The 18,098-nt window shown below is 65.0% G+C and carries 13 protein-coding genes and 1 pseudogene; 4 read left to right on the top strand and 10 right to left on the bottom strand.

The annotated features are described in order from the left end of the window. Positions 1-33: 33 nt before the first annotated feature. The gene (locus AYJ54_RS33110; RefSeq protein ID WP_063705732.1) at positions 34-1,761 is read left to right on the top strand and encodes an FAD-dependent oxidoreductase; all 1,728 of its coding nucleotides are present in this window, start codon (positions 34-36) and stop codon (positions 1,759-1,761) included. Positions 1,762-2,018: 257 nt separating this feature from the next. On the opposite strand, the gene AYJ54_RS33105 is transcribed toward AYJ54_RS33110, so the two are convergent. Further along, the gene (locus tag AYJ54_RS33105; protein WP_063705730.1) at positions 2,019-5,495 is read right to left on the bottom strand and encodes an indolepyruvate ferredoxin oxidoreductase family protein; all 3,477 of its coding nucleotides are present in this window, start codon (positions 5,493-5,495) and stop codon (positions 2,019-2,021) included. A gap of 164 nt (positions 5,496-5,659) precedes the next feature. Between AYJ54_RS33105 and AYJ54_RS33100 the strand changes: the two are divergent. The 3 genes and pseudogenes from AYJ54_RS33100 to AYJ54_RS33090 all read left to right on the top strand — a co-directional run bounded on the left by AYJ54_RS33100 (position 5,660) and on the right by AYJ54_RS33090 (position 9,313). Beyond that, positions 5,660-6,613: pseudogene (locus AYJ54_RS33100) on the top strand (hypothetical protein). A gap of 324 nt (positions 6,614-6,937) precedes the next feature. Beyond that, on the top strand, positions 6,938-7,636 hold the full coding sequence (locus AYJ54_RS33095; RefSeq protein ID WP_063705729.1) for a cysteine hydrolase family protein: 699 nt from the start codon (positions 6,938-6,940) through the stop codon (positions 7,634-7,636). Between the two features lie 9 nt (positions 7,637-7,645). Next, a complete protein-coding gene (locus tag AYJ54_RS33090; RefSeq protein WP_063705727.1) occupies positions 7,646-9,313 on the top strand; it encodes a hypothetical protein in 1,668 nt (555 codons plus the stop codon). 81 nt (positions 9,314-9,394) lie between these two features. On the opposite strand, the gene AYJ54_RS33085 is transcribed toward AYJ54_RS33090, so the two are convergent. The 9 genes from AYJ54_RS33085 to AYJ54_RS33045 form a co-directional block, all read right to left on the bottom strand. Continuing rightward, positions 9,395-10,219 carry a carbohydrate ABC transporter permease gene (locus tag AYJ54_RS33085; RefSeq protein WP_063705725.1) on the bottom strand — a complete coding sequence of 275 codons (825 nt, stop codon included), beginning with the start codon at positions 10,217-10,219 and terminating at the stop codon, positions 9,395-9,397. Continuing rightward, positions 10,216-11,154 carry a carbohydrate ABC transporter permease gene (locus tag AYJ54_RS33080; RefSeq protein ID WP_063705724.1) on the bottom strand — a complete coding sequence of 313 codons (939 nt, stop codon included), beginning with the start codon at positions 11,152-11,154 and terminating at the stop codon, positions 10,216-10,218. Before AYJ54_RS33080 ends, AYJ54_RS33085 begins: the two co-directional genes overlap by 4 nt. Beyond that, positions 11,151-12,476, bottom strand: coding sequence for an ABC transporter substrate-binding protein (locus AYJ54_RS33075; protein ID WP_063705722.1), 1,326 nt, complete (start codon positions 12,474-12,476; stop codon positions 11,151-11,153). Before AYJ54_RS33075 ends, AYJ54_RS33080 begins: the two co-directional genes overlap by 4 nt. An 80-nt stretch (positions 12,477-12,556) precedes the next feature. Beyond that, entirely contained in the window at positions 12,557-13,336 is a 780-nt protein-coding gene (soxA, locus tag AYJ54_RS33070; RefSeq protein WP_063705720.1) for a sulfur oxidation c-type cytochrome SoxA, read from the bottom strand. Then, the gene (soxZ, locus tag AYJ54_RS33065; protein ID WP_063705718.1) at positions 13,333-13,653 is read right to left on the bottom strand and encodes a thiosulfate oxidation carrier complex protein SoxZ; all 321 of its coding nucleotides are present in this window, start codon (positions 13,651-13,653) and stop codon (positions 13,333-13,335) included. Before soxZ ends, soxA begins: the two co-directional genes overlap by 4 nt. Next, a complete protein-coding gene (locus AYJ54_RS33060; protein WP_063705716.1) occupies positions 13,653-14,120 on the bottom strand; it encodes a SoxY-related AACIE arm protein in 468 nt (155 codons plus the stop codon). The genes soxZ and AYJ54_RS33060 overlap by 1 nt, the downstream gene beginning before the upstream one ends. An 8-nt stretch (positions 14,121-14,128) precedes the next feature. After that, positions 14,129-14,584, bottom strand: coding sequence for a sulfur oxidation c-type cytochrome SoxX (gene soxX / locus AYJ54_RS33055; protein ID WP_063705714.1), 456 nt, complete (start codon positions 14,582-14,584; stop codon positions 14,129-14,131). After that, a complete protein-coding gene (locus AYJ54_RS33050) occupies positions 14,577-15,848 on the bottom strand; it encodes an NAD(P)/FAD-dependent oxidoreductase (protein WP_063705832.1) in 1,272 nt (423 codons plus the stop codon). The genes soxX and AYJ54_RS33050 overlap by 8 nt, the downstream gene beginning before the upstream one ends. Positions 15,849-15,904: 56 nt before the next feature. Then, on the bottom strand, positions 15,905-18,088 hold the full coding sequence (locus AYJ54_RS33045) for a xanthine dehydrogenase family protein molybdopterin-binding subunit (RefSeq protein ID WP_063705712.1): 2,184 nt from the start codon (positions 18,086-18,088) through the stop codon (positions 15,905-15,907). Positions 18,089-18,098 lie beyond the last annotated feature (10 nt).

The raw sequence follows: 18,098 nt of genomic DNA, 5'->3' as shown, positions 1-18,098 counted from the left end.
CAGGGACATGCCTCGCTCCCGGAACTCTGCCGCATGATGCCGGCGCATGAGACCTACGACGTCATTGTCATCGGCGCCGGCGCCGGCGGCATGACCGCAGCGGCCGTTGCCGCCGCCGAAGGCCTGCGCGTGCTGGTGATCGAGAAGACCGCCTTCGTCGGTGGCACCACCGCCTGGTCGGGCGGCATGGTCTGGATCCCTGCCAATCCCAAGATGAAAGGGGCGGGGCTGTCCGACAGCATCACGGACGCCGTCCAGTATCTGTCGAGCACGGTGCCTGAACCCGCCAATGCCGGCTTGCGTGCCGCTTTCCTCGCGCGGGGGCCGGAGGCCGTCGCCTATCTCGAGGCGAACACCGAGGTGCGGCTCCAGCCGGTGAAGGCCTATCCCGACTATTATCCGGAGCGGCTGGGCGCCACGCCCGGCGGGCGCGTGCTCGAGCCGGTCGCCTTCGATGGGACGCGGCTGGGTGCAAGCTTCGCCCGACTACGGCCACCGCTGCCGGAGTTCACACTGTTCGGCGGGATGATGGTCAATCGGCTCGACATCCCGCATCTGCGCCGGGTCGGAAAATCGCTGCATTCGACCTTGCGCGCGGCGCGGCTCGTTTCGGAATACGCCTTGCAGCGGCTGCGCTCGCCGCGCGGCACGACGCTGCATCTCGGCAACGCGCTCGCCGGGCGACTGTACGCTTCGCTGCTGGCGCGGCAGGTTGAAATCCTCTTCAGCGCTGACGTCGAGGATTTGTCGATGCAGGGCGAGCGCGTCGCCGGCGTGGTCGTCCGCCACGGCTCCCGCGACCGCCTGATCGCGACGCGCCGTGGCGTTGTGCTCGCGACCGGGGGCTTCTCGCACGATGCCACCTTGCGCAAGCACTTCTTCCCGGCAGCAGCGGGCTTTGTCTCGGCGACAAATACCTCCGCCACGGGCGACGGGCTTCGCCTCGCGACCGCAACCGGCGCCGCGCTGAATGCGGAGGCGACGAGCCCGGCCTATTGGGTGCCGGCCTCGCTGTTCCGGCGCGCCGACGGCAGCCGCGGCGTGTTCCCGCACACGGTGACCGACCGCGCCAAGCCCGGCGTGATTGCCGTGAACGCGGCCGGCCGGCGTTTCGTCAATGAAGCGCTGTCCTACCACGAGTTTGTGCTCGCCATGCTGCGCGATGGCAATGGCGAGCCGGATCGACCCTTCTACCTGATCTGCGACCGCCAATTTTTGTGGAGCTACGGCCTCGGCCGCATCAAGCCGTTCACGCGCAATTATCGGCGCTATGTGACGAGCGGCGAATTGATCGAGGCCGCGCACATCGAGCAGTTCGCGGCGAAGATCGGCATCAAGCCGTCTGCACTCGCTGCGACGCTCGCGAACTACAACGCCGATGCGAAGGACGGCCGCGATCCTGAATTCGGCCGCGGCAGCACCATCTATCAGCGCCACCTCGGCGATATCGGCCACAAGCCCAATCCCTGCGTGGCGCCGATGGTCCGTGCGCCGTTCTTTGCAATGCGCATCTATCCGGCCGATCTCGGCACGGCCATCGGCATGAAGGTCGATGCGCAGGCGCGCGTGCTGCGCGAGGACGGCACGCCGATCGCGGGCCTCTACGCCTGCGGTAACGACATGGGCTCGATCATGAACGGCAACTATCCGGGCCCGGGAATCACGCTCGGGCCGGCGCTGACGTTCGGGTACATCGCGGGGCGGCATCTGGCGGAGAGCGGTGTGATGACGACGGCAAGCGCCGCAACGGCGCCGGTCTAGCCATCCTCTTCGCTGTCATGCCCCGCGCAGGCGGGGCATCCAGTACGCCGCAGCTTCTCGTATTCGACGCTGCCTCTGGAATACTGGATCGCCCGGTCAAGCCGGGCGATGACGACTGAGAGTGCGGCGCGCTCATCCCACAATCTCGTCATTGCGAGCGCAGCGAAGCAATCCAGAAATGTTTCCGCGGAGACAGTCTTGATTGCTTCGTCGCTTCGCTCCTCGCAATGACGCGCGGAGGGGCTTGCGCCTAACCGCTACTCCGCAGCCGCCGCAAAGCGGCTATTTTCGAGTTCAGCTTCCAGCCGCACCTTCTCGGCCTCTGCCTGCTTGACGTTGGCCTCCTTCACATGTCCGAAACCGCGGATGGTCTCGGGCATGCGCGCGAGCCTCGCCAGCAGCGGGATCTGCTCGGCCTTCAACCCCGCGAAGCGATGATCGATCATCGCAAGATAATCCTCGATCAGCTTCCGTTCGGTCTTGCGCTCCTCGGTGCGGCCGAACGGATCGAGCGCGGTGCCGCGCAGGAACTTCAACTTCGAAAGCATGCGGAAGGCGTGGATCATCCAGCCACCGAACTCCTGCTTCTGAAGGCGGCCGGTCGCCTTGTCGCGCTTCGCGAAGATCGGCGGGGCGAGGTAGAACTTCAGCGTGAAATCGCCGTCGAACTTCTCCGACAGCTTCTTGGCGAAGCCGCCGTCGGTATAGAGCCGCGCGACTTCGTATTCATCCTTGTAGGCCATCAGCTTGAAGAGGTTCTTTGCCACCGCTTCGGTGAGTTCGGTGGATGCGGGCGATGCGGCCGTTTCCGCCTTGCGCACCCTGGCAACGGCTGCGAGATAGCGGGCGGCGTAGGCCTTGTCCTGATAGTTGGTCAAGAACTCCGCGCGTGTCGCGATGACCTCGTCGAGCGACTTCGTCGGTGCCGGCGCCCGGCTCTTGAACTGGAGCACGCTGCGCACCCGCGACATGTCGTGCGCGGCGAGGCGGCCCCAGGTGAAGGCGAGCTTGTTCATCTCGACCGCGGCGCCGTTGATCTCGATAGCCCGCAGAAGCGCCTCCAGCGACAGCGGGATCGCGCCCTTCTGGAAGGCAAAGCCGAGCATGAACGGATTGGTCGCGATCGAGTCGCCCATCAGCGCCGCGGCAATGCCGGTGGCGTCGACGATGTCGAGGTTCTTGTCGCCGATCGCGTCGCGCAACACGGTCTGCATCGCGCCCATCTCGAAATCGAGGTCGGGGTTTTGCACGAAGCTCGCGGTCGGCTGCAGGTCGGCGTTGATATAGGCCTTCGTCACCCCGCGCTCGGCGCGGCTGAGGGCGGTGGGGCCAGCCGAGACGATCATGTCACAGCCGAGGATGACGTCGGCGCCGCCGGTGGTGATGCGGACCGCGGAGATGTCCTCCGGCTTCGGCGCGATGCGCACGTGACTCATCACGGCGCCGTTCTTCTGCGACAGGCCGGTGAAATCCAGCGCCGAGCAACCTTTGCCGTCGACATGCGCGGCCATGCCGAGCAGCGCGCCGATGGTGATGACGCCGGTGCCGCCGATGCCGGTGACGAGGATGTTGTAGGGCCCATCGAGTTCACGCGCGGGCGGCAGCGGCAGGTCGGCGAATAATTGTCCGGAATCGACCGCCGACGTCTTGATGCGCTTCAGCGTGCCACCATGCACAGTCACAAAACTCGGGCAAAAACCTTCGACGCAGGAAAAGTCCTTGTTGCAGTTCGACTGGTCGATCTGGCGCTTGCGGCCGAACTCGGTCTCCAGCGGCTGCACCGAGACGCAATTGGAGGCTTGCGAGCAATCGCCGCAGCCTTCGCAGACGAGCTCATTGATGAAGGCGCGCTTTTGCGGATCGGGATAGGTCCCGCGCTTGCGGCGGCGGCGCTTCTCCGCCGCACAGGTCTGGTCGTAGATGATGACCGTGAGGCCCTTGATGTCGCGCAATTCGCGCTGCACCTGGTCGAGCTCGCGGCGGTGATGGATGGTCGCGCCCTGCGGGAAGTAGTTGCCTTGCGGGTACTTGCTCGGATCGTCCGAGACGATCGCAAGCCGCTTGACGCCCTCGGCCCACACCTGGTGCGCGATCTGGGCGACGTTGAAGCTGCCCTCGGCCGGCTGGCCGCCGGTCATCGCGACGGCGTCGTTGTAGAGGAGCTTGTAGGTGATGTTGATGCCCGCGGCCGAGGCCGCGCGAAGCGCCAGCAGACCCGAATGCGTATAGGTGCCGTCGCCGAGGTTCTGGAAGATGTGCTGCTCGCTGGTGAAGGGCGACTGTCCGATCCAGTTCACGCCTTCGGCGCCCATATGCGAGATCAGGTCGGTGCGGCGGCTCGGCATGCTCAGGGCCATGCCGTGGCAGCCGATGCCGGCCATGGCACGGCTGCCCTCGGGCACCTTAGTTGAAGAGTTATGCGGGCAGCCCGAGCAGAAGAACGGCGTGCGCGCCAGCTTGATCGGGGTGCTGGTGGTGACGGGATTCTCGAACGCTTCGAGCCGCGCCAGCCGTTGCTCCAGCATCGGGCTCTGATGACCGAGCCGGCGCAGCCGCGCCACCAGCGCGGACGCGACGATGGTCGGCGTCAGCTCGCCCTCGCTAGGTAATAGCGGCGCGCCGCGTTCGTCGCGCTTTCCGGTGACGGTCGGGCGCCTTGCGGCATCCACATTGTAGAGGATGCGCATGAGCTGGTCTTCGATGAAGCCGCGCTTCTCCTCGACCACCAGCACGTCCTGAAGACCTTCGGCAAAGCGCCGCGCGCCGCTCTCTTCCAGCGGCCAGGTCATCGCGACCTTGTAGATGCGAAGACCGAGATCCTGCGCGTCCTTGTCGCTGATGCCGAGATCGGCGAGGGCCTGGCGCAGATCGAGATAGGCCTTGCCGGTGGCGAGGATGCCGAGCCGCGCGGGTTTTGAATCCAGCACGATGCGGTCGAGCTGGTTGGCGCGGGCAAAGGCCTGCACCGCCGCCATCTTCGGGCCGAACAGGCGCTTCTCCGCTTCCAGCGGCGGGTCGGGCCAGCGGATGTTGAGCCCGCCGGGCGGCATCTCGAAATCGTCGGGCAGCTTGATCTGGATACGGGCGGGATCGCTGTAGATCGAGGCCGAGCTCTCCACGGTCTCGCCGATCGCCTTGAAGCCGACCCAGCAGCCGGAGAAGCGCGACAGCGCGAAGCCGTAGAGGCCGAGGTCGAGATAGTCCTGGAGTGTCGACGGGTTGATCACGGGGATCAGCGCTGCCGCGAACACCTGCTCGCTCTGATGGGCGAGCGTCGAGGACTGGCAGCCGTGATCGTCGCCGGCGAGCGCCAGCACGCCGCCATGCCGCGAAGTGCCGGCCGAATTCGCATGCTTCAGCGCATCAACCGAGCGGTCGACGCCGGGGCCTTTGCCGTACCACATGCCGAACACGCCATCGACCTTGGCGCCGGGGAACAGGCCGACCTGCTGGCTGCCCCACACGGCGGTCGCAGCGAGGTCCTCGTTCAGGCCGGGCACGAAGGCGATGTCATGCTGCTGAAGAAAGGATTTTGCGCGCCACAGCGCATGGTCGTACATGCCGAGCGGGGAACCGCGATAACCCGAGATGAACCCGCCGGTGTTGAGGCCCTGAAGCCGGTCGCGTTCGCGCTGCAACATAGGCAATCGAACCAGGGCCTGCGTGCCGGACAGGTAGATCCGCTTCGATTCGAGCCGGTATTTATCCTCCAGCTCGACCTGCAACAGCGTCATTTCGGAAGTCCTCATCTCTTGTTCGGCGTGGGGTTTGCGCTGCGGGAGGGGATAGCGGCTGCGCGAAGCGAATTGTGACAGTCAAAAGCATGCATCAGCGAAGTCAATATCGCTGGCCGCATCCGTGGCGCTCCTGCTAGTCATGGCTTCCTGTGGAGGACACCATGGATGCAAACGCGTTCGACACCGAAATCACCGAGACATCCGACGCCCTGACCGGGCCGTGGCGCCAGCCGCGCCAGATGCTCCAGGCGCAGGTCTACGATGCGCATGCTTCGATCCATGACGATGCCACCGCGCAGAAGCTCGGCTTCAAGGGCGGCACCATCGAAGGCCCGACGCATTTCAGCCAGTTCGCCCCCCTCGGCGCGCAGCTGTAGGGACACGCCTGGTTCGAGACCGGCTGCCTCTCCGCGCATTACCGCAACGCCTGCTTCGAGGGCGAGGAGGTGCAGGCGATCCTGTCGAAGCCGCTGCCCGGCACGAGCCAGTGCCAGGTCCAGATGATCAAGCGCGACGGCACGGAAGTGCTGTGCGGCTCAGCCTCCGTCGGCGATCCGCCGGTTCCGACTGCGCTGGAGACGCGCCTCAGCGAGCTCAAGCCGCTCGCCGATCCCGTGCTCCTGCGCGACGTAAAGGTGGCGCAGACGAGCAAGCGGCAGACGGTGCGCATGGCGTTCGACCAGAACATGGGCGACCTCTATCCGTTCTCGCTGCGGCAGAAGCTCGCTGTCATCACCGAGAACTCGCCGTATTATTCGGGCGTGGACAATCCGTGGCGCAAGGCCATCATCCCGATGGAGATGCTGAGCGTGATGTTCCAGTACCGCTCCAAGGACGATCCGCTGCCGGCCAAGGGACCGGCCGTCGGCCTGTTCGCCGACCAGGAGATCAGGCTGTTGAAGGGCCCGCTCTTCGTCGATCAGGAGTACGAGGTCGAGCGCGAGGTAGTCGCGCTCTCCGGCAGCCGCCGCACCGAAAGCGCCTGGATCAAGACGCGCGTGTTCGACAAGGCGAACACGATGTTGGCGACCATGCTGCTCAACATGGCGACGATCAAGGATTCCTACGCGCCGTATGAGGAGGAGCATCGGAAGCTGTATGGAGCTGGGCGGTAGGCGCCACCGCCGTCATTCCGGGGCGACGCGAAGCGTCGAGCCCGGAATCCATTTCACCTCTGGTGTTGCGGCCTGATGGATTCCGGGCTCTCGACTTCGTCGCGCCCCGGAATGACAGGCGGAGCGAGCATCGCTCCCCGCTCATCCTTTAAGCAAATGCCCGTCGCAAAGCCGTCGCACAGGGAATAAGCAGCCGTCCATTCTCGGCGTAACCTTCTGAGCGTGCAGCGAATTCCGTCGAAGTCCGCGCGTAACCGCAATTGTACACAATGGCACGGCGCTTGCAGAACTCCTGGCAAAGAGAGTTCTCGCGGGGCCTGCGTCATGTTGAACTCAACCAAGCCAACACTGGGCGTCATCAGCGCCGAGCCCGAGGCGATCAAGCTCGACTGGGCCAGCACCGCGCTTCTCATCATCGACATGCAGCGCGACTTCATGGAGCCCGGAGGCTTCGGCGAAACGCTTGGCAACGACGTCAGTCAGCTCGCGCGCGCGGTGAAGCCGATCGGCGCGGTCCTTGCCGCTGCGCGCGACACGGGCATGCTCGTCATCCACACCCGCGAGGGGCACTTGCCCGATCTCTCCGACGCGCCGCCTGCGAAGGTCGAGCGCGGCGCGCCGTCCTTGCGCATCGGCGATCCCGGCCCGATGGGCCGCATCCTGATCCGCGGCGAGGCCGGCCACGACATCATCCCCGAGCTCTATCCACTCGACAGCGAGGTCGTGATCGACAAGCCCGGCAAGGGCGCGTTCTACGCCACAGAGCTCAGTGATGTCCTGGAGAAATACGGCATCGAGAATCTCCTGGTGTGCGGCGTCACCACCGAAGTGTGCGTCAACACCACCGTGCGCGAAGCCAATGACCGCGGCTATCGCTGCGTCGTCATCTCGGATGGCTGCGCATCCTACTTCCCAGAATTTCACGAGATGGGCCTGAAGATGATCAAGGCCCAGGGCGGCATCTTCGGCTGGGTCGCGGACTCGGCCGCAGTACTGGAGGCGTTGAAGACTTCGAGCATTTAGGGGATCACCATGAGCACATTGACGGGGACGGCCGGCAAATCTGAGATCGATAAGTCCGAGTTCAAGCCGGCGCTATGGACATCGGGCGACTGGAACGCGTTTTTCGGCTTCGGCACCAACATCCTCGTCAACATGCTGGTGCTCACGGGCCTCTTGCGCTTCGTGCTGAAGATGCCTGACAGCCTCGTGTTCGGCCGCATCCTGCCCGCGCTCGGGCTGATGATGTGCCTGTCGACCTTCTATTACGCGTTTCTCGCCTACCGCTTGGCGCACAAAACCGGCCGCAGCGACGTCTGCGCGCTGCCATCGGGCGTCAGCGTGCCGCACATGTTCATCGTCACCTTCGTGATCATGCTGCCGATCACGCTCAAGACCGGCGATCCCTTGAAGGGTTGGTCGGCGGGCCTGGTCTGGGTGTTCTTCCAGAGCTTTATTTTGATGATCGGCGGCTTCATCGCGCCATTCATTCGCAGGATCACGCCGCGCGCCGCGCTGCTCGGCACGCTTGCCGGCGTCTCCGTCACCTTCATCTCGATGCGGCCGGCACTGGAAATGTACATGACGCCGCAGATCGGCCTCGTCTGCTTCGCCATCATTTTGGTGAGCTGGTTCGGTGGCGTAAAATATCCGCGCGGCATTCCCGCAGGCCTTGTCGCCATCGCAGTCGGCATGATCATCGCCTGGGGCTCGAACCTGTTTGGCCTCGGCCTTGGCGGGCTGAGCCTGAAGGGCGTCGGCGATGCCTTCGCCAATTTCGGCTTCTCGGTGCCGCTTCCCGCCGTGGGCTACGTCTTCTCCGGTTTCGAGTTCCTCGGCGTCATCCTCGTCACCGCCATTCCCTTCGGCATCTATGATCTCGTCGAGGCCATGGACAATGTCGAGAGCGCGGAAGCCGCCGGCGACGAATATCCGACCACGCGGGTGCTGACCGCCGACGGCGTCGTCAGCCTGATCGGCTGCCTGATGGGCAATCCCTTCATCAACGCCGTCTATATCGGCCATCCCGGCTGGAAGGCGATGGGCGGCCGCATCGGCTACTCCGCCGCAACCGGCATCATGGTGGTCGTGCTGGCGTGGTTCGGCATCATCTCGGTGCTGCTGGCGCTCGTGCCGGTCGTCGCGATCTCGCCGATTCTGCTGTACATCGGCATGCTGATCGGCGCGCAGGCGTTCCAGACCACGCCGGTCAAGCACGCGCCCGCGATCGTGCTGGCGTTGACGCCGCATTTGGCGGCCTGGGCCAAGCTGCAGATCGACACGATGCTGACCTCGACCATGACGGCGGCGGCGACGGTCGGCGGAATGGCTGCCGACAAGGCCGACGCGGTCAAGACCGCCGCGGTCGCCGCGCTGCCGCAGCAGGGCGTGTTCTATCACGGCCTCGAGGTGATGGGCGGCGGCTCCATCCTCGCCGGTCTCATTCTCGGTGCGATCGGCGTCTTCATTATCGAGCGCGACTTCGAGAAGGCATCGAGCTTCGCGCTGGTCGGTGCGGTCCTCACTTATTTCGGCTTCATGCATGGCGAGGCCGTCGGCATCGGCGGCGGCTTCGGGGTCACGCCCGCGGTGGCGCTGTCCTACGCGGTGATGGCGGCCGGCCTGTTCGCGCTCGGCCGTCTCGGCACCAGCGAGCACTATGCTTCGCATCCGGAGATGTCGCCAGCACCGGCGGAATAACCTGACCCTCATGGTGAGGAGGCGCGCGAGCGCCATCTTGAGACGCGCGCAAGCGCGCTCCTCAGGATGAGGGTCTCGAGTTCACCCGCCTTTCACAGCCCCCGCCGTCAGCCCGGCGACGATCTGCCGCTGGGCGAGCACCGTGAGCAGCAGCACCGGGAAGGTGACGATCAGCGCGGCGGCGGCGAGCGGACCCCAGCTCAGCTGGTCGAACGAGATCATGTTGTAGACGGCAACGGGCAGGGTGCGCGTCTCGCGTCCCGCCAGCACGATGCCGAAGACGAAATTGTTCCAGGAGAAGATCACGGCCAGGATGAAGGCGACCGCGATTCCCGGACGGGCGATCGGCAAGGCGACGTGGCGAAAGACCTGCCAGCGCGTGGCGCCGTCGATGAGTGCTGCTTCTTCCAGCTCCAGCGGCGTGGTCTCGAAATAGCCGATCATGATCCAGATCACGATCGGCACCGTCACCACCAGGTGGATGATGATCTGCGGCACCAGCGTGCCGAGTAATCCCAGCCACTGAAACAGGAGGAACAGCGGGATGAGATAGGATAAGCCCGGAGTGATGCGAGCGATCAGGATCACGATCGCGGATTTGTGCGCGGCCATCCGCGCGATGCCGTAGCCGGCGGGGACGCCGACGAGCAGTGCTAGCGCGGTCGCGCTGCCGGTCACGATCAGGCTGTTGACGAAATAGGTCAGGAAGCGGTTGGAGGCGAGCACGTCGGCATAGTTCTTCCAGGCGAAATGCTCGGGGATGAACACCGGCGGATAGGCGGCGTTATCGACTTCGAATTTGAGCGAGAGCGAAACCATCCAGAGGAAGAACAGGATCGCCGGCGAGACGATGACGAGCACCGCGAACCACAGCCCGATCCTGCCGAGGATGCTGCGCAGGTTCATGCGCCGCTCCCGATTTCGGTCCACAGCATGCGCTGGCGGAAATACAGCATGACGGCCGCGAGCAATACGATCAGCAGGAAGAACACCACCGCGATCGCCGAGCCATAGCCGAGGTCGTAATAGGTGAAGGCGACGCTGTAGAGGTAGATATTGATCGTCTCCGACGCGGAGCCTGGCCCGCCTTGCGTGATCGCGAAGATGATATCGAAGCTCTTCACCGCGTCGATCATGCGGATCATGCCCGCGATGAACAGAAACGGCATGATCAGCGGCAGCGTGATGAAGCGGAACACCTGCCAGAAACTGGCGCCGTCGATCTGTGCGCTCTCGTAGGGCTCGGTCGGGATCGCGGCGAGGCCGCCCAGCACAATCAGCATCACGAGCGGCGTCCATTGCCAGGTCTCGACCAGCACCAGCGAGGGGATCACGGTCGCGGGGTGAAACACCCAGAGCTGCGGTGGAATGCCGACCAGTGACAAGAGGTAGTTGAGCACGCCAAGCTGCGGATGGAACATCATGGTCCAGACCAGCGCGATCGCCACCGGCGTCGCCATCATGGGCATGATGAACACGCCGCGCAGGAAACCGCGCCCGGCGAATTTCTGGTGAAAGACCACGGCCGCGAGCGTACCGAGCAGCAGTGGCAGCACCACCGAGAGCACGGTGTAGACCAGTGTATGTCCGACGGCCTCGATGAAACGGGGATCGGTCGTCAGGCGCAGATAGTTTGAGGGCCCGACGAAAATGGTCGGCGAGCCGACCTTCCACTCGTTCAGGCTCATCCAGATGGTGAAGACCCACGGGAAGATGATGATGGCGAGCACAACGACCAGCGCCGGCACCACGAACGGCCAGTAGGACGGCGGTCGCCATTGTTTCTCCGGCGCGGTCTTGGTGTGAGCCGCGGCCGGAGTCGATTGTGTCAACGCACTCACGCTTTTTCGCTGCGCTCCAGGATCGGCCGGTACTGATCGTTTGCCTTCTTCAGCTCAGTCGCAGGATCGGCGCCGGACAGGGTCGAGGTGAGCGCTGCGCCGACGATATCGCGGAATTCGGCGACCGGGATGACCACGGGCAGGCCCAGCTTGCTGATCTTGGCGGAATCGATCACCGATTGCAGCCACTCCTTGGGCATCTTCACGCCCTTCTGGATCTCGGGATCGTTCAGGATCGAATTGCGGAACGGCACGCCGCCGCCGGCCTGCAACAGCCGTGCACCCTGCTGCTTCGAGACCACCCACTGGCAGAGCAGATAGGCGGCTTCCTTGTTCTTGCTCGCGGCTGCAATGCCGATGCCGTCGCCATAGGTGGCCGAATACTGCCCCTTCGGTCCAGCGGGGACGACGGTGTAGCCGACCTTGCCGACCACGCGCGAAGCGGCCGGATCCTCCAGCGGCGGCGCCCAGCCGACGCCGTCGATCCACATCGCCGAGCGTCCTTGCGTGAACGAGGCCATCGACTCCATCCAGTTGAAGCCGGCGACTCCGGGCGGAGCGACTTTCGTCAGCAGCGTCTGGTAGAGTTTTGTTGCCTCGATCGCCTCCGGACCATCGGTCAGGATATTGCCCTTGGCGTCGAGGAATTCGCCGCCATAGTTGAGGAAGAAGTTGGTCCACAACGTCATGTTGGCATTGCGCAAGCCGCGTCCGACGAAGCCGTAGATACCTTCCTTGGTATCGGTGAGCTTCTCGGCGGCCGCGACCATCTCGTCGAGGGTCTTGGGCACCGCGACGCCCTTCTTCTGGAAGAGCTCCTTGTTGTAATAGAGAATGAAATAGTCGACCGACCACGGCAGCGACAGCATCTGGCCCTTGTCGTTCTTGGCGTATTGCAGGCCGGCGGCCGAGAAGTCACTCTCGACGAGATCGGGCGCGGTCAGCGTCGGATCCTTCATGTAGGACGTCATGTCGGAGAGCCAGCCGGCTTTTTCGAACTGCCGCTTCTGCACGTGGTAGCTGAGATGCACGACGTCGAAGCTCGGTCGTCCCGAGGTGAGCTCGATCACGACCTTCTGCCGCTGCTGCTGCTCCGGGATCTGCTCGGATTCGACCTGGATGCCGGTGAGGTCGGTGAACTCCTTGATGTATTTTTGCAGGTTGTCGCCGCGGGGACCCTTGGCGAGGATCACCTCCAGCTTGGTCCCGGCGTATTTCTTCCAGTTGACCTCGGCGCGCGCTGGCAGTCCGGTCAGGCTGAGCGCGCCAGCCGCGGCGGTGCCTGTAAAAAGCGTACGGCGCGAGATTTTGTGGTTGGCCACCTTAGTCCCTCCCTCTGATTCATTATCTTTGGGAGGGATACTAGCGACCGTGCCACGGCTGCCTAGTCCTAATCTACGGATCAGGGACGCACGGCCGGCGTTTCCATGGGCAGGCCGCGTGCCCGTGACATCAGATAGAGCTCGAGCGCGACCAGCTCGGGCGAGCCGTAATCATAGGCCTGGGCGCGGACGCCGGTCATGCAGCTGCGCAGCCGGCGCTCGAGCGATCCCAACGTCTGCCACTCCAGGCGATAGAGCGGATAGCCGGTCGGCTGCGCTTGCGTGATCGGCGCGCCCGCGAGGCGCTTGTCGAAGTTGTCGTCGTGGCAGTTGGTGCAGGCGAGGTTGAGCTGGCCCTCGCGCTGCCTGAACAGGTCGCGGCCCTGCGCAACGAAGGGTTTTAGCTGAGGATCGTCGCCGGCCGTGATCGCCAAGCCGCGCGACTGGTGGGCGACGAAGGCCGATAGCGCCAGCAGGTCGCGGCTCTCGTAGGGCAGTGGCGTTGCCTGCTGGTGATCGGCGCGGCAGAGATTGATGCGCTGGTCGAGCGTGACGGGACGCCCCTGTGTTTTGTCGAAAGCGGGATAGCGCGCCGCGACACCCTTCATGCTGCTCCGTGCATCGCCATGGCAGTCCGCGCAAGCCTTGTCGGCGACGCCCACCTTCTTCGTCCACAGCGACTCGCCGTCGAGCACGAACAGCATGCCGGGATTCGCGGTGTCGTCATCCTGCATAGCGCGCGTCTCGGGCCCCATGAAGGAATAGCCGGAGCGGCGCGCCTCCAGCGGAACTTCGCCGGCGCGCAGGGCAGGGGCCGTGGCGAGCAGCGCCGCCACAACTATCGCACGCCAATGGCTCATTCGACCGTGATCGATGCCGACGCGGTGGACGAATAGCCGTTGTCGCCGATCCACTCGAACTCGAACTTGCCGCTCTCCTTTGCGACCGTGAAGAACGACAGGTAAGGATTGGCCGCGATCGCCGGATAGAGATCGGCGTGGAAGATCTCGATGCCGTTGTAGCGGCAGGTGAAGCTGGTGATGATGTCACGGGGGACGAGATCACCGGCCGCGGTGTGGCGAAAGCCGGTCTCCATGATGTGCGAGGTCAGCGTGCGGATCTCGATGACGTCGCCGCGCTTCGCTCGTGCCGGAACGTTGATGAGGGCTGCGGCCATCAGTTCACCTCCTCGGTGCAGGCGGCGAGCGTCACGACCACGTCGGCGGCTACCTGCCAGAAGGAATCGTCGGAGAGGCGGGCGATTGCGACCACCTTCTGGCTGTCGGCGAGCCGGATCCGGGTCGAGACCTGAGCACGGCCGGACCAGGGGCCGAGATGGAAATTGCCGATGTTCGGCTGCGGGTTCTTCTCGTTGAAGACATGGATGCTCTTGACGTAGTCGGCCGCCGTCAACGGGCTTGCGACGCTGACCGTCATCGGCACGGTGTTGCCGTTCTCGACCAGCGGCGGAATGTCGAGCTTCACCTTGCCGGTGCGGATCGGCGCTTCGCCGACGACGTTGCGGATCGCGGTGTTGAGCATCGCGGGCGTCGCGTCGATCGGCCGCAGCGTGACGATCGGGATCGTCCCGGCGGCCGTGACACTTCCGGCAAGACTGAGGAATTGTCGTCGCGTGGTTCGCATGGATTGCCCTAGTCCCGAAGCGTTGCAAGAAAGGCCACGATATCCTCGATCTCCGTGGCTGACAGGATCGGCCTGCCGGTGAAATTGCGTCCGACGCGAACGAGCCCGTCAGTGCGATAATAGGACGGCATGATGGTCTGCGGGTTGAAGTGCGACGCATCGACCAGACGAAGCCGCAACTGGCTCACCGACCAACGGTTCCCGGCGCCCGTGAGGTCAGGTGCGAGATCGCCCTGGAACCGCGTCTCCGGGAAGGGCCCGGAATGGCAGAGGATGCAGGTCGTGCCGCGCGCGAGCACCAGCGCGCGCCCGCGCGCCGCGTCGCCCGGCGCACCGGTGAGCGATTCCGGAATGCCGTCGCCGACGATCTTGTAGGGCGCGGGCTCTTCCGCGGTCGCGCCGGCGGCGAACGTAAGACCCGCGACGACGACCAGTGCGGCGATATGGATCAGCGATCTAGCCAAAAGTATCCGCCGTGATGGTTTGAAACCAGCGCTCGGCCTCGGCCGCCTCGCGGGCGCGCAGTTCGCGCGGCGCATCGACCGGGCTCGTGGCACCGCCCTCGACCTCGGCAAAGATGTCGCCCTTCGGTTGGTAGTTGCCGGCGAGTGAGAAGCCATAGCCGGGTGCGACGGTGTTGTAGCAGACGCCGGTGAGCCGTGGCGTCTCCGGCGTGCGGCCTGCAAGCAGGTTGACGATTACGGCTGCGCAAGCCTTGCCTTGCGCGCTCGCGGCGGATGCCGATTTCGGAATGCCGCCGCCAAGGCAGGCATCGCCGACGACGTGAATGGCGGGCGCGAGTTTCGATTCGAAGGTCACGGGATCGATCGGGCACCAGCCGGTCGCATCCGCTGCGCCCGCAATCTCGGCAATGTGCCCGGCACGCTGCGGCGGAATGACGTTGGCGACGTCAGGGGTGTAGTTGCCGAATTCGGTGACGATGGTCCTGGTGGAGGGATCGACTGATGTCACGCGGCCGCCTTGCGACAGCGCCACGCGCTCGATCATGTCGCCATAAAGCTCCTTCCATGCCTTCTCGAACAGCCGCTGCTGGGAGAAATTGTCCTTGGCATCGAGGATCAGGACTTTCGAGCGCGGCTTCTTCGTCTTCAGAAAATGCGCGATCAGGCTGGCGCGCTCGTAAGGAGCGGGCGGGCAGCGGGACGGATTGGCCGGGATTGCTATGGCCACCACGCCGCCATCCTCCATCGCCTCCAACTGCCTGCGCAGCAGCAGCGTCTGCGCGCCGGCTTTCCAGGCGTGCGGCATCTTTTCCGACGCGTCGTCGTAGCCAGGCAGGGCCTCGAAGTGGAAGTCGATGCCGGGCGAGAGCACGAGGTGATCGTAGGGAAACGAGGTGCCGTCGGCCACCACGACGCTTCGTTGCTGCGGGTCGATCTTCGTTGCGGCCTGATTGATGACGGTGACGCCCTCGGAGGCGAGCCTGTCATAGCCGAATTGCTGCAGCTCAATCCCGCGCAGTCCTGCGAGCACCTCGTTGCTGAACGGGCATGCGGTGAACACCTCGTTCGGTTCGATCAGCGTGACCTGGAGCGCCGCATTGGCCCGCTTCAGCGCCCGGGAGCAGGCTGCGCCACCAAAACCGCCGCCAACCACGACCACGCGGCCCGCGGACTGCGCGCGCGAAATCGACGGCCGCGCCAGTGCTGCGGCCGCCGCAGCGATGCCGAACGCGGCGTTCCGCCGTGTCACCGGGCGCGTCGTCATGAGCATGATCCAGATAAAGGCTGCGGCGGCTCTCTTGTGCCGCCGCAGCCGGTCTCTCAGGCGAAAGTGATGTTCTGGTCGCGCAGCGGCACCGAGCGGATACGCTTGCCCGTCGCCGCGAAATAGGCGTTGAGCACCGCAGGTCCCGCAACGCCGATCGTCGGCTCGCCGACGCCGCCCCAGAATCCGCCACTCGGCATCACGATCGATTCGACCTTCGGCATCGCGGCGATGCGCATGGAGTCGTAGGTGTCGAAGTTGGTCTCGACGATCGCGCCGTCCTTCACGGTGCAGCCCCCGTAGAACAGCCCGCTCAGGCCGTACACGAAGGAGCCCGCGATCTGGCGCTCGATCTGCGCCGGATTGACGGCATAGCCGGGATCGGTCGCCGCGACGATGCGATGCACCTTGATCTTGGTGCCGTCGGTCACCGAGATTTCCGCGGCCGCCGCGACATAGCTGCCGTAGGACGCGAAGTGAGCGAGCCCGCGGAAGACGCCTTGCGGCGCCGGTTTGTCCCAGCCGATCTTCTCGGCCACGGCCTCCAGCACCGCCAGATGCTTGGGGTGGTCCTTCATCAGCCTGCGCCGGAACTCCAGGGGATCCTCGTTCGCGGCGTGCGCCAGCTCATCCATGAAGCATTCGATATAGATCGCATTCTGGTTGACGTTCACGCCGCGCCAGAACCCCGGAATGATGTGCGGGTTGCGCATCGAGTGCTCGATCAGCAGGTTGGGCACCGAGTATCCGAACGGTGCATCGCCCTTGGCATTGAGGCCGGCAAAAGTCGCCGTGTCCATGCCGTTGACCAGCGCTTCCGGCCGAAGGCTCGCAAGGATCGACTGGCCGGAGATCCGCATGTGCAGCGACGTCAGGTTGTTGCTGGCATCGAAGCCGGCGGTCAGCTTGCATTGCGTGATCGGATGGTAGCGGCCGTGCGTCATGTCCTCTTCGCGCGTCCACAACAGCTTGATCGGCGTGCCCGGCATTTGCTTGGCGATCAGCACGGCCTGCCGGACATAGTCGGTCTGGCCGCGCCGGCCGAAGCCGCCGCCAAGCATCAGCTTGTGGACGTCGCACTTGTCGGCCGGAAGCTCGGAGGCTTCCAGCACGGCGGCGAGGGCCGCTTCGCCATTCTGCGTTCCGCACCAGACCTCGCACTTGTCGGCCGTGTAGAGCGCAGTCGCGTTCATCGGCTCCATCGTGGCGTGGTTCTGGTAGGGATAGTTGTAGACGGCTTCGATCGTCTTGGCCGCGCCCGCGAGCGCGGCCTTGGCGTCGCCATTCGAATTGCCGACATAGGCCGGGCCGCTGTCGAGGCCTTCCGCCAGCCATTTCGCGATCGTGGCGCTGGAGACCTTTGCGTTCTCGCCTTCGTCCCAGACGATCGGCAGCGCATCGAGAGCGCTCTTGGCGTGCCAGAAGGTGTCGGCCACGACCGCGACCGCGCTGTCGCCGACCTTCACGATCTTCTTCACGCCCTTCATGCCGGCGATCTTGGCTTCGTCATAGCTCTTCAGCTTGCCACCGGTGACCGGGCAGTCCTTGATCGCGGCATTCAGCATGCCGGGCAGCTTGACGTCGATGCCATAGACGGTCGTGCCGGTGACCTTGTCCGGCGTGTCGAGCCGCTTCACGCCTTTGCCGACGAGGCGCCAGTCCTTCGGGTCCTTCAGCTTGACGTCGGCCGGCGGCGTCAGCTTTGCCGCAGCCTCGGCGACCTTGCCGTAGGTCGTGGTCCGGCCCGACGGCGTATGGGTGATGACACTGTTGGCCGCCGTGCATTCGGAGGCCGGCACCTTCCAATCATTGGCCGCGGCCTGGATCAGCATCATGCGGGCGGTGGCGCCGCCCTTGCGCACATAGTCCTGCGAGGTGCGGATGCCGCGGCTGCCGCCGGTCGAGTAGTCGCCCCAGACGCGCTTGCGGGCGACGTTCTGTCCGGGCGAGGGGAATTCGGTCGTGACCTTGGTCCAGTCGCATTCCAGCTCCTCGGCGACGAGCTGCGCGAGGCCGGTCAGCGAGCCCTGGCCCATCTCGGAGCGGGCGACGCGGATTACGACGGTGTCGTCGGGCCTGACCACGACCCAGGCATTGATCTCGGGCGAGCCGTCGGCCGCGCGGACCACGGCGGGGCCGCCGAACGGAATATCGAGGCCGAGCGCGAGGCCGGCGCCCGCAGCCGCAGTGCCGATCACGAAGGCGCGGCGATTCATTTGGGGCAAGACGTGCTTGTTCATGGGGCGGCTC

Origin of the sequence: Bradyrhizobium centrolobii, assembly GCF_001641635.1 — a bacterium.
Taxonomy (GTDB): Bacteria; Pseudomonadota; Alphaproteobacteria; order Rhizobiales; family Xanthobacteraceae; genus Bradyrhizobium; species Bradyrhizobium centrolobii.
This window is presented reverse-complemented; position numbering and strand designations above follow the sequence as displayed.

Bases quoted from the DNA above. Each gene is read 5' to 3' on its own strand.
- soxZ (WP_063705718.1), bottom strand. From the start codon at position 13,653: ATGGCCGCAGCCCTCATCAACGTTCCGGCACGAGCGAAGCGCGGCGAC.
- AYJ54_RS33095 (WP_063705729.1), top strand. From the start codon at position 6,938: ATGTTGAACTCAACCAAGCCAACACTGGGCGTCATCAGCGCCGAGCCC.
- AYJ54_RS33085 (WP_063705725.1), bottom strand. From the start codon at position 10,219: ATGAACCTGCGCAGCATCCTCGGCAGGATCGGGCTGTGGTTCGCGGTG.
- AYJ54_RS33050 (WP_063705832.1), bottom strand. From the start codon at position 15,848: ATGACGACGCGCCCGGTGACACGGCGGAACGCCGCGTTCGGCATCGCT.
- AYJ54_RS33045 (WP_063705712.1), bottom strand. From the start codon at position 18,088: ATGAACAAGCACGTCTTGCCCCAAATGAATCGCCGCGCCTTCGTGATC.
- AYJ54_RS33105 (WP_063705730.1), bottom strand. From the start codon at position 5,495: ATGACGCTGTTGCAGGTCGAGCTGGAGGATAAATACCGGCTCGAATCG.
- AYJ54_RS33110 (WP_063705732.1), top strand. From the start codon at position 34: ATGATGCCGGCGCATGAGACCTACGACGTCATTGTCATCGGCGCCGGC.
- AYJ54_RS33090 (WP_063705727.1), top strand. From the start codon at position 7,646: ATGAGCACATTGACGGGGACGGCCGGCAAATCTGAGATCGATAAGTCC.
- AYJ54_RS33060 (WP_063705716.1), bottom strand. From the start codon at position 14,120: ATGCGAACCACGCGACGACAATTCCTCAGTCTTGCCGGAAGTGTCACG.
- soxA (WP_063705720.1), bottom strand. From the start codon at position 13,336: ATGAGCCATTGGCGTGCGATAGTTGTGGCGGCGCTGCTCGCCACGGCC.